The sequence below is a fragment of the Litchfieldia alkalitelluris genome, assembly GCF_002019645.1.
Classification (GTDB): Bacteria; Bacillota; Bacilli; order Bacillales; family Bacillaceae_L; genus Litchfieldia; species Litchfieldia alkalitelluris.
In genome coordinates this window covers 1,662,117-1,674,928 of the sequence record NZ_KV917374.1, presented here as the reverse complement: position 1 = coordinate 1,674,928, position 12,812 = coordinate 1,662,117, and the positions used below count along the sequence as shown (strand labels likewise).

Here is a 12,812-nt window from a genome sequence, read left to right as displayed (position 1 = left end):
CAGGAGTCGAGTGGCTCTCCGCTCATTCCACACTAATTGAGCAAAACATTTTTACACTTAATAGTGTGCCTGTTTTTCAAATAGCAAAAGGTTCTTCCATTTATCAAGTCGAAATCCCTACATACTACTCTTTATCTAGAGAGTACTGTTTTCCATTCACTATTACTCTAGTACCTTTCGCTACATCTATTTGCACTTCTATTTCATCTGGTAGAGTTATTTGCAGATCAATATATTCTCCTAAATCTTTACAATAGATGTCTATTTTCCCTTGTGGAATCGGTACTGAACCTTTGATCCACTTTAGTCCATTTAGATTTGGAGAGATGCTAACCTTTTTAAATCCAGGTTCTAGTGGCTTTACCCCTAAAAATAAGACACCAAAGACATACGTTGGGGCAGCGGACCATGCGTGACAGTGACTGCGGCTGAAGTCTCCTTCAATTAATTCCCAGCCTTCCCAACAAGTAGTCGCATCATGTTCCAGCATATACCCATAAATTTCACGAATATTATCCAGAACAATATCGTTTTTCCCTAAATTCATTAAAGCCTGATAATAGAAGAATAGGACAAACGGACTCTTAATTTGCACGAAATTCTCTGGAGGATTTACAATATAATACTCAATCAATCCTCTACGTTCCCCTTCTGCACACTCCGTTAAATAAACAATTAGATTTGTTTGAATGCTACGAACTTTTGATGGCGTGCCATCCTCATGGATACTATCAACATAAACTTTTTCATTTTCATCCCACAAATGCTCATTAATAGCCTGTTTTAAATGATCTGCAAATGATAAGAACGTTGTTTCATCTTCTTTTTCTCCTAAAAGTGACGCCAAATAAGCAGTTTGTCTCAACGCATCAACAAGGAGAGCATTTTGATGTGTAACAATAGTATGGTTTGTATCCATTGGTGCCCAATCCAACATGTTCCATGCGTCAATTTCTAGTAAACCATCTTTATTTAAAAACTCTTCAAAACGTTGAATCGTTAGTTTAATTTCTGGGTAAATCTCTTTAATAAATTCTAGGTCTGCTGTGTATCGATAATATTCTCTACATGCCATTACCCATAAAATCGACCAAGCGGTTAAAACATTCTGCCATCCACTCGGTACATGTGATTCTGGAAGTGGTGAGCGATAAACAGATTTAGAAATTAACCTTAAGCATCGTCTAACTAAGTCATAGTTTCCAAAAGCATAGTAATTCATCAAAGATATATTATAAGAATCACCTGTCCAAAGCGCCTGTTCATACGCTGGACAATCAATAATTGTATCTTGTGCACACATACGAATCGTATGCTTTGAAATATCCCAAACTTCATTTAATAGATAATCAGAGCTTCTAAACCCACCAACATTTCCTGTAGGGAATGTAGTTACATTTACCTTTACATTGTAGATTTTACAAGGTGCATTCAAATTCCGAATCGTAAGCATCATGTAGCGGAATCCTCTTGGGATAAAGGATCGAAACATTTGTCGACCGTCTTTTGCAATATATCTTAATGAATTATTTAAGGAAAAGGTATGCTCGATCCTACCATCTTGATGGATACTTTCAAATAAGAAAAAGTCAAAAATGGTGCCTTTCGAAGCCTCTAACTCGAACTCAATATGCCCTAAATATTCCTTCCCAAAATCTATTAAATATTCTGTATCACCATTTTCCTTTGGTTCCACATATGTAAAACTGTGGTTAGGAAGAATCATATTCTGATGCTGGAAAGGTAAGGAATGAGTTTTAATGTCTTTTTTAAACATTGAAAGAATGCCAACATGATCGGTACACACATGCTCGTTTGGAATTGCTTTTGCCCATTTTTCGAAAGACTCTAACTCACTTAAAGATGTAACCTTTTTCATTTGAATGTATTCATCCACTAACGGAATAGATCTATCCACTGGTTTCCCTATTTGCAGTTGAGTTGTACGATAAAAAGGTCCGAACGCTGTAATCTGTGAATCAGAAGAACAAAAAGGTGCTTTCAACTCTATTGTTTCTGGGAAATCAAAAGCTAAATGAATAATCGGTTCGTGAAAGAAGCCTCCTACATCGACAATTAATAGATTACTACCTTTTTGAAGATGTACTTCTTCGAATGTTCCATTCTTAGTTTTATATTCTTTTCCATTCAGTTTAAACTCCCATTTGGCTTCTGCATGTGGATCAAATGTTAGAGACATAACCCCTGGCATATCTTCGGTACTTTGTATCTCGGTTGCCACATATCCTTGCATGATTTTCCCTGAATTATTATCTAATTCCCCTGGGAAAAATGTCGGTTTTAAATCAATCGAGAAGTGTTGTGAAATAGGACTTACTTCTTTTTGGGATAAGACTGTTTTTGGAAAGGTTATCTCATCGGTTAAATATGGAATATCTCTCGCAATGAGCGTTTTCCACGGATTCATCCCATAAGAACCAATCACATTCGCACGTTCCCAGGATGTATCATCAAAATGAAGTTGTGCCCAGTCTTCTGAAAATAACCCAGCATCGTAAATTTCCGACCACGATAGACAATTGGACATTTTAACTGATTCTTTAATAAATCCATTATGATTTTCTGTTTTCCACTGATCATCTGTTAGAATTTGATTAATTAATTGCCCTTGATTATAGACATCTAGTTGTGCGATTAATCCGCCGCGGCCTTCAATATAATGCATCGTACTCATCCCATAATGATTTACTAGGACTGAGATTACATTTTCTCCTTTATTTAAGCTAGTTAATTCATATTGGTCATAATACCATTCTGTCGGCCAACCACGTACTGGACCAGAGTTAATTAACTCTCCATTCACGTAAAGTGTGTACTTAGTATCTGCCGAAATTGATAGGATTGCAGAATTAAAATCCGATTCAACGGTAAATGTTCTTCTAAAACAAGACCACTGATTTCTTGGATGTTCGCCGCTTTGATCCCATATCCAATTTGCTTTCCATTCCATGAGACTACCTCCAATGTAGGAAAGACCCGAACATTCAGTATAACTGCAATTCTCGGGTCTTATTATGATATATGTTAGTTTATTAAAGCTTGCACACTTTCTTGCAAATCTTTTGGGTTGGGAGTCCGTTCGCTTTCCGTATGAACGTGGTAAGCCCACTTATTGGCCCCAAGCTGCCGTCTGTTTTCAACCCTTTAACTTATGAACTCAGTTTATAGTTAACTTCATCAATCTGCATTTTTTCAATTACTATTTCACCGCTCCCGATGTCATACCTGCAACAATTTGCTTGTTGAAGATAAGGAAAAGAATAAGTGGCGGAATAGAGATTAATAGAACATTTGTGAAAAGTAAGTTCCACTGTGTAACGTACATACTCATAAAGTTATAGAGTGTTAATTGTAATGTGGCGTTTTCTGCACCTGGGAAGAAATATAATGGGTTTACAAAGTCATTGTAAATGTTAACTGCTGTTAAAACGATAACAGTTGCTGATACCGGTTTTAACAACGGCAAAATGATATTGAAAAATAAGCGAAATCTTCCACATCCATCCATTAATGCTGCTTCATCAAGTGACTTAGGAATCGTTACCATAAATCCGCGATATAATAAAATCGTAAACGGTAAATTTAATGCTACTTCAACTAGTACAATTCCTGGCATTGTCTTGAAAAGACCAATTTCTTGAAGTACCCAAATTGTCGGAACAACTGCTGGAGGTACAATTAAACCTGCTAGAATTAAAAAATTGAAGAATGGCGTTAATCTTGAGACTCTTCGTTGTAATACATAACCAGTAGCAGCACCTAAAAAGATTAAAAGAATGATCGAAAATCCGGTAATCATAATACTATTAAAAAATGCAGTGATAATCATTCCATCTCTTGCACTAATAACCTCTTTCAAATTGTCAATCAAGTGCACTGCACTAGGCCAATCCATATTTAATAAAGAAGATTCTTGCCGATTTTTAAGTGCGTTTACTATGACAAAATAAAACGGAATCCCAAAGAATCCTAGTGTTGCAATGACAGCAAAAGCCTCAACGAAGAATTTTATTATTTTTCTGCGTGTCTTTACATGGCTTTTCTCAGTAGGAATTGCCTTTGTATTGATATTCACTTGGCTCATTACAAATCTACCTCTTTTCTATTGAGATAACCATATAGAGGGAAAGCTAATGCAGAAACTAGTACGAACAAGATTACGTTCCCTGCAGTTGAAAGGCCATAGAAACCAGCTTGATACTGTTTATAAATAATAGAAGCAATTAAATCAGTACTAAAACCAGGTCCACCTTTTGTCATTGCCCAGACTAAATCGAATGTACGTAATCCTCCAATGAACGAAAGAATAATAACTGTATTCATAGCTGGACGGCTAAGTGGCAAGATAATACTCTTAAATTTATGCCATGCATTACCACCATCAATCATCAATGCTTCATAATAATCTTGTGGAATTGACATAATCCCTGCAATGAAAATAACAGTAGCAATTCCTACACCTTTCCAAACATCAACAAATGCTACTGATAAAAGAGCAATTCGTGTATCTCCTAACCAATCAGGACCAATAATACCAATTGCATTAAGTGTTACATTAATAATCCCTTGAGAAGGATGCATCATCATTGTAAAAGCAATACCCACGGCAATCGTACTCAATAGTGTTGGGAAAAATACCATTGACCGAATAAATCCACTGAATCTTAGCTTTGAGCTTAAAAAGACACCGAGTAATAGCCCAAGAACTACCTTCAACGTACATGTTACAATTGCATAAATTAATGTATTTTTAAATCCGATATTTAAAGATGGTTCTGTTAAAAATGTTTTAAAGTTTTCTAATCCAATAAATTTCCAGTCTGTTAATGTCCACCAAGTCATACTAAAGAAAATAGACATGATTGTTGGTAACAAAAAGAAGACGAAATAAACGATAGCGGCAGGTAATAGAAAATAATATGAATACGTTCTTTTCGAAAAGGCATTCACCTTGTTGCACCTCTTTCACTCTATTATAGAATTGGCCCTGCTAGAAACTAGCAAGGGCCACCTTACAATTCAACTAAATCTTTTTACCAACCCTCAAGGCCTAATTGCTTTGCTTGTTTTTCAACGTCTTTGTCATATAATTCAGCGCCTTCTTTTGCCGAACTAATTCCACTACCAACTTGTGTTGTGATTTGCTCTAAGTTCGGACCTTTTACTGGGCTTAAGAACTCCAGTGCAGGAGCAGTATTACCAGATTCAAAATACTGAATCATATCTTTTACTGCTGGATACACATCATCAGGAAGTTCTACACCCTTAACTGCAAACGGACCATCTGGTTTAACTACAGAAGTATATAAATCAATTCCCTCTTGAGAAACGTAAAACTCGATAAATTTCTTAGCTGCATCAATTTTTTCACTACTTTTATTAATAAAGATTCCCGCAGGCATCCAAACTGTTAAACCATTAACATCTGCACTGTCACTTGGTTGTGGGAAGAATCCGATATCTTGCATTTGGTCAGGATAGTTTGCCGCGATATTCGCCAAAGCGAAAGTAATCATCGGGTAATGTGCGCCCTCACCCTCTGCTAGCATTTTTAATGCTGCATCATATCCAGTTGCAAGGAAATCCTCATTCATATAACCATTTGCATGAACTTCTTCTAATTTCTCAAAACTGCGAAGTGCAGCAGGAGTTGTCGCATTTTTTGCTTTGTTAGCCGTAAAATCTTCAGCGAATGTTGGATTTTCTGCAAGTACATTATAGTTATCCGCTAAATAGATTACTTGAGATGTCCAAGTATCCTTAAAACTTCCAATTACCGCTGTTTTCCCTGCTTCTTTAATTTTTTCATTATTAGCCATCAGCTCATCCCATGTTTTAGGAACAGAAAGGCCTAGTTCTTCATATACCTTTTTATTATATAACCAGCCACCTGCATTTGTTGGTGTACCTGGAATACCAAATACCTTTCCATTGGCTGAAACTGCTGCTTTGTAACCGTCAATAATCTCTTCCATGAAAGGTTCATTTGTAAGATCAACAAAATTTTGCTCTGGGTTTAATGCTTGCAACTGAGAACCCGAATTGTTCCAAACTAAGTCTGTCATATCACCCGTTGCTAGACGAGTTTTGATAAGGTTATCACCCTCGACTCCACCAGGGCGTGTTTCAATTTCTACTTTTATGTCATTTTTTGCTTCAAACCCATCAACTACTGCTTCAATACCAGCTAATTGTGTTTGATTATCAATTAAAAATGTTAACGTTTCACCTTCGCTGCTCTGAGCTCCACCTGATTCCTCTTTATTGCCACATCCAGCTAGTGCTCCAGCGATTAATGCGCCACTAAGTAATAGTGAGACAAACTTTTTTCTGTTGTTCATCTTTTTTCCCCCTATAACAATATCTTTGGTCACTTAGGAACTATTACTCTTTTTCCTTGTGATAGCTTTATTATAAACGCTTTCATTTTTGGTTATAAGTGATGCATTTTTTGGAATTACGTCCGATTTTTTTGGGAACGGTTACATTCATCCGAAAAACACTGTACTTTTTCCAAAAGAAATCCCACATTCAAAATACTGAATGTGGGATTTTCGTCTATTTACTTGTCTACCCTGAAAATACATTGTCTCAGAATTCCATTCGCTACAGTTCACTCGCTTTCCGCGGGGCGTGCGGTGAGCCTCCTCGTCGCTTTATGGCTCCTGCGGGGTGTCACTGTGCCCGCTGCATCCCGCTGGAGTCGAGTGACCTTTCGCTCATTCCAACCGAAGTATCAATCCTTTTTATCTTCCATGGTGCGAATATTTTATTAGCATGGATGTCTACCCTGAAAAATAACCTAGGTAGAGGAGTTCCATGAGCTGCGATCCACTTGCTTTCCGCTGGGTGATTAGTGAGCCTCGTCGCCAGGGGGCTCCTGCGGGGTCTCACTGTGCCCGCTGCATCCCGCAGGAGTCGAGTAGCTCTCCGCCCATTACACAGCCTTAAAAAAAGAGCAGTTATATTATACTGATTTATATTGGCCTGGCTTGACCCCAACATATTTCTTAAAAACTTCTGAGAAATGGCGCGAACTATGATACCCCACTTTCTCACTTACTTCTGCCACCTTGAAGCCCTTATTTAAAAATTCTTTTGCTCGTTCCATCCGGAAACTTGTTAAATACTTTATATATGATTGATCCATCTCTTCTTTAAATAATAAACTAAAATAGGTAGGATTCATTCCGACATAATCTGCAACCTCTTGTAGGGTAAGATCTTTATGATAATTCTCCTTCATATATAGGCAAGCCTTACTGACGGAATCATGCTTTGTCAGCTGCCGAACATTTATCGTCCAATTTAGGATCATTTCCATTTGCAATCGTAACCACTCGAACATTTCCTCTTTTGTACTTAATTTTCGTATTTCTACGTGCGGGAAGTAATCTCTCAATTGATCAATCTTCTCTCCTATCCCCTTAGCTACTTCAATTCCAAGGTACACAAGTTTTAGAATTTCACGCTCTAAAATTTCAGGAGTAAGACGTTCGGTCTGCAATTGACTGATAAACATATCTAGATGAGTCAAAAGCCCTTTTTGATTTCCAGTACGTAAATGAAATAAGATATTTTCTTCTTGCATAGAAAGATTACTAGGGATATTACTATCTCCGCCGATATCATCATAGCTTGTCCAGGCTTCATCCATGAATGTACCATATCTTAATGCTTGCTTCGCCTCTTTAAAACTTTTAGCAGCTTCTCCGATTTTATCGTATGTTCTCCCAACTCCAAGATAAATATCACTCTGCTCAGACCACTCTTCAAGCTGTTGAAACAAATCAGCGATTTCATCCTCGAATTGAAAAACGACAAGCAAATAGTCTTCACCGTTACGTAGTGTAATTACTTGGTAAGAAGAGCACTTCTCTAGAAAGAGTGGTTTTTCCGAAACCCCCAAAACAGTAACACAGACCACTTGTTCTGCTAACGGACCAAACAATTCTCTCCATTTAGGCTCCGCTTCTGCTCCAAAAAGAAGTAAATCCAATGTGGTTTTTTCTAAAAGTTCCTCTTTATTTAATTCCCAGTTTGACTGAAGTTTCTGGCTGGCTAACTTTTCAATGATTCTTTCAACAGTCTCCTCGATCATATCAATCGTAATTGGTTTTTCTAAATAATCTATTACACCAAGTTTGATCGCTCTTTTTACATATTCGAATTCATTAAACCCACTAAAAACGATGCAAATTGTTGCTGGTTTTTGTTGAAGGATCTTTTCAATTACTTTTAACCCATCCAATCCGGGCATTCTAATATCCGAGAAAACAATATCAGGCTCATATTTATCAAATATCTCTAACGCTTCGATCCCGTTCATCGCTGTTGCAACAATTTCAATTCCAAATTTCGACCATTCAATCATATTGAAGCCTCGTAAAACAATGTATTCATCGTCAAACACAACGGCCTTTAACATTTTATTATCCCCCCTTTGAATCAATTGGAAACCGAATCTCTACATTTGTTCCTTCATGAACCTTACTAAATATTGTGAGTGAACTTTCAGGACCATAATATAACTGTAATCTTTCAATCACATTCGTTAAACCATATCCTTTTTTAGTAGAGTTTAAATCTTCAATCCCCACACCATCATCACTAATTGTAAATATTACCCACTCTTTTTCAATGTTGCCGGTTAATTTAATCGTACCTTCTCCAATCTTCGACTCCAGACCGTGATAAATTGCATTTTCAACGATCGGCTGAAGCAGTAATTTTAATATTCTCATCTCTTTTAATTCAGTGGCAACATTTTCTTCATAGTGAAAACGGTTATGAAACCGAATATTTTGGATCGTTATATAATGACTTATATGCTCTAATTCACTTGATAACGGGATCAAATCTTCACCACTATTTAAGCTTAATTTAAAGCTTTTTGAGAGAGCTACTGCTATTTTGGCAATATCTTGATTGTTATCCATAACCGCCATCCAATAAATCGAATCTAATGTATTATATAAAAAGTGCGGTTTGATTTGGGCTTGTAATGCTCGAAGCTCTGCCTCTCGTTCCTTTAGTTGCGACTTAATAAGTTGTTCATTTAGCTCTTTATTTTCAATCGTAATCCGTTGGAACGTTTCACCGATCACACTAATATCGTCTTTTGAAGTTGTTTCATTTTGGTTCCAAAATCCCTTTGCCCATTCAATTGTCATATTTTTCAACTTTAATAAAGGCCGGGTAATTTTACCTGATAAAACAAATGAAAAATACAACACGAACACTGCAATGACTAAGGAGATAGAGGTTGTAATCACACCAATCTGGTTAGGCTGTTCTAATAGTTCTTTTTCATTAATGACATTTGTAAAAACCCACCCTGTAGTCTGATTCTTATAACTATTAGTTATAAACCCACTATTATTAAGACGTTCTAAATCAAATTCTTGATTGAATGTCGGTGGATATTGATAGATCATTCTATTTTCTCTTCCATTAGGGTCAGCAACGATGAAAGTACTATCATTACTTTCGTTAAATACCCTTGAAAACATTGATTTCTTCACATTTACGACTAACAAGCCAATAACTTTAGGTTCAAATAAGCTATTAGGATCTTTGAGTAATTTCACAGATGAAAATGTATTACTTGATTGTGAAGCTGATAAAACATTGTGGTTAAAGAATACTGGCCTTCCTTTAGCTTCAACACTACTTCTATACCAATCCATCTTAGAAATGCCTTTATATGTTACTCCATTTTCAAACTGGCCTATACTTTTTGAATTCCCGTAGCACACCGTACGAAAGTGGACGTCAAATAAACAAACAGAGTCAATATATTGTGTATCGATTAAATAATTCGATAATAAATCCTGAATTCTCTCTGTTGTGCCTTTATCTAATACCCCTACTCCCTCTCCTTGGAACTCAGAGCTAGTAATTAATTCTTCCCGTACTTCCTGACTCCAGGAGATTAGTCGCTGCATGTTTATAATGTTTCGAAATAACAAATCAGCAACCTCACTTGAAGTTTCTAGATGATTTCTTGTCGTTTGATATTGATTGTTCACTAAAGTATCTTTGGCTATGTTATATGAAATAGCCCCTAGTATTAAAAGAGGAATAATCGAAAGGCACAACATGAAAATAAAGTATTTATACCTCTCCCTATCCTTATAATAACCATTAAATAACTTCTTTAAGAAGTTCCTCATTTCACATTAATCCACCTTTTGAACTGATTTCCAACAATTATAACAAAAATCAAGAAGCGTGGGGACGGATTCTCGTGCTTCCGCTGAAGCGAGGGGGAAGCACGAGAACCGTCCCCCTGCTTCCTTACCACAAAAGTGTAAGGTGATTAAATGTTTAATAGACTATCTTTAGAGCAGTTCAAACTCTCTCCACTCACTCGGCAAAAGCCCTTGGTATTTCTGCGAGAGAAACCGATCATCGACGAGTACAATCACTCCCGTATCCTTCTCGGATCTGATCAATCTCCCTCCCGCTTGCAGCACCTTGTTCATTCCTGGAAAGGTATACGCGTAATCATATCCATTTTTTCCTGTTGCTTGAAAATACTCTTTCATAATATTTCGTTCTAGGCAAAGCTGTGGTAATCCGACTGAGACCACAATCACACCATTCAGCCTGTCCCCTTTTAAATCAACACCTTCAGAGAAAATCCCACCTAACACTGCAAATCCAAGCAGTGATTCGGTACTTTCTTCTTTAAACTCTTTTAAAAATTGCTCCCGCTCATCCTCTGTCATACTGTGATTCTGAATAATCGTAGGTATGTCTGGATGATTTATCGAAAAGTCTTCATAAACACTTTTCATATATTGATAGGAAGGAAAGAAAACGAGATAGTTTCCCGGACGTTGCATGACCATCTTAGAAAGCATGTTAATGATCTGTTTTTTCGTATGTTCTCTGTCACGAAAACGTGTTGACAATGGTTGAATGTATACGTCTGTTTGTTCTTTCGCAAACGGTGAAGAAATTGAAATCGTATAGTCCTCTTGTCTTCCACCAAGCATGTCCATAAAATACTGAAGTGGTAATAGTGTGGCAGAAAAGTAGACCGTGGTTCGAAACTTTTTACTGATTTGCTGCAAAAGATGAGAAGGGTCTAAACAAAACATTTTGAATTGAACCTCGTTTTTCTCGACTTCTACATAACTCACATACCGTTCATCATAAATCTTCGCTATTTTAACAAATGCTGTTGCCGCAAAGTAAGTGTCTAATAGTAAAACTTGGGCCTCTGAATTAGTAGATTGCAGTAATTCGGTCTCAGCGCTTTGGACGAATTCTTCAATCAATTCTACCAACTCCTCTTCTACCCCCTTCAACACAAGGTGCCCTTCTTCAGTACACTTTTTCTTTAGTTCGATAAAATATTTATTCATCCTGTTCACGGAGTCATATAAATGAGTCCCTTTGTATTCACGTTTTAATGTAAGAAAATTAGACTTTTGCAGTTCAGCTGAAAACATCTCCCGAGCTCGATCCACGAGATTATGGGCTTCATCGATTAAAACGGCAGTAGATTTTTTATGCTCATCATAAAAGCGCTTAAGTGATACTTTTGGGTCAAAGATATAATTATAATCACAAATAATCGCATCTGCTATAAATGCTAAGTCAAGTGAAAATTCGAAAGGACAAAGTGTATGCTTTCTCGCATACTCATCAATGGTTGCTCGATTAATAAAAGTCTCATGAGAGAAAAGGTCTAAAAATGCTTCATTAATTCGATCATAATATCCATTTGCAAATTCACAATACTCCTTCTGACAACGAGTTTCTTCTTTAAAACAGACTTTATCCTTTGCGGTAATTGTAACAGTGCTCATACATAAGCCTTTATTTTTCATTAAAGAAAAAGCTTCTTCAGCAGTTTGTCTTGTGATCGTTTTAGCTGTTAAATAAAACAAACGTTCAAGCTTTCCTTCTCCCATCGCCTTTACTGTTGGAAAAATGGTTGAGATGGTTTTTCCAATGCCTGTTGGCGCATTTGCAAAGATCGTTTTCTCCTCTGAGATGGTTTTATAGACAGCACCAGCAAGCTTACGTTGACCTTCTCGATACGTTTCAAAAGGAAATTGCAGTTCTTTAATACTCTTATCTCTCCGGACTCGATGATCATGCATTAAAGAGGCATAAGATGAATAATGCTTGAGAAGACTGTATACAAACTGTTCGAGTTCAGGAAATGTAAAACGTTTTTGAAATTGCTTTTGTTCATTGTTTACCACTTGTAGGTATGTTAATTGAACATTCATTTCTTGGCGCTCATAATCTTTGGCATAAATATAGGCATAGACTTTCGCTTGAGCCCAGTGGACAGGGTAGGTATCCTCATCAATCCCTCTCAAATCCCTTGAGGTTGACTTAATCTCGTCGATTATTACCTCGTCCCGACTAAAAAGCAATCCATCACACCGACCTTCAATTACAAACATCATCTTTTCATATTCAATAACCGTCTTAAGGAACACTTCCTTTTGATCGGTTTCTTTATACGTACTTTGTATCGCCTTATGAGCTTTTGTCCCTTCAGTTAGAGTGGTTACCGTTCGAAATTGATTATCAATACTTCCACTACGAAAAACATATTCAACTAATGCGCGGACGGACAGCTTTATTTCGGGCTGCATATTATCACCTGTATATTAAAAAGTTATTTTCATAGTCTTAATTGTTTTTGAGTAGTCTTTTAAATTCACTATAAATATTATACTACAAGGTTTAGGAGACCATTGAAAAAGTCTCCTTGTGATCATGTTGATCACTAGTTAATCACCGATTTCGGGTGGCTAAAT

At 36.8% G+C, this 12,812-nt stretch carries 7 protein-coding genes; all 7 read right to left on the bottom strand.

Features of this window, described 5'->3' with window-relative positions; all coding sequences use genetic code 11:
- Nucleotides 1-124: 124 nt before the first annotated feature.
- A complete protein-coding gene (locus BK579_RS07690) occupies nucleotides 125-2,971 on the bottom strand; it encodes a family 78 glycoside hydrolase catalytic domain (RefSeq protein ID WP_078544632.1) in 2,847 nt (948 codons plus the stop codon).
- A gap of 249 nt (nucleotides 2,972-3,220) precedes the next feature.
- Nucleotides 3,221-4,105: a carbohydrate ABC transporter permease gene (locus BK579_RS07685; RefSeq protein ID WP_078544631.1), complete on the bottom strand. Its 885-nt coding sequence runs from the start codon at nucleotides 4,103-4,105 to the stop codon at nucleotides 3,221-3,223.
- A complete protein-coding gene (locus tag BK579_RS07680) occupies nucleotides 4,105-4,971 on the bottom strand; it encodes a carbohydrate ABC transporter permease (RefSeq protein ID WP_078544630.1) in 867 nt (288 codons plus the stop codon). The genes BK579_RS07685 and BK579_RS07680 overlap by 1 nt, the downstream gene beginning before the upstream one ends.
- 83 nt (nucleotides 4,972-5,054) lie before the next feature.
- Entirely contained in the window at nucleotides 5,055-6,362 is a 1,308-nt protein-coding gene (locus BK579_RS07675) for an ABC transporter substrate-binding protein (RefSeq protein ID WP_078544629.1), read from the bottom strand.
- A 626-nt stretch (nucleotides 6,363-6,988) separates the two neighbouring features.
- Nucleotides 6,989-8,449 (bottom strand): response regulator, encoded by a 1,461-nt coding sequence (locus BK579_RS07670; RefSeq protein WP_078544628.1) that lies wholly within the window; start codon nucleotides 8,447-8,449, stop codon nucleotides 6,989-6,991.
- Nucleotides 8,450-8,453: 4 nt separating this feature from the next.
- Entirely contained in the window at nucleotides 8,454-10,052 is a 1,599-nt protein-coding gene (locus tag BK579_RS07665) for a sensor histidine kinase (RefSeq protein ID WP_235848374.1), read from the bottom strand.
- 312 nt (nucleotides 10,053-10,364) lie between these two features.
- Nucleotides 10,365-12,647, bottom strand: a complete 2,283-nt coding sequence (locus BK579_RS07660) for an ATP-dependent DNA helicase (protein ID WP_078544626.1) — start codon at nucleotides 12,645-12,647, stop codon at nucleotides 10,365-10,367.
- Nucleotides 12,648-12,812 lie beyond the last annotated feature (165 nt).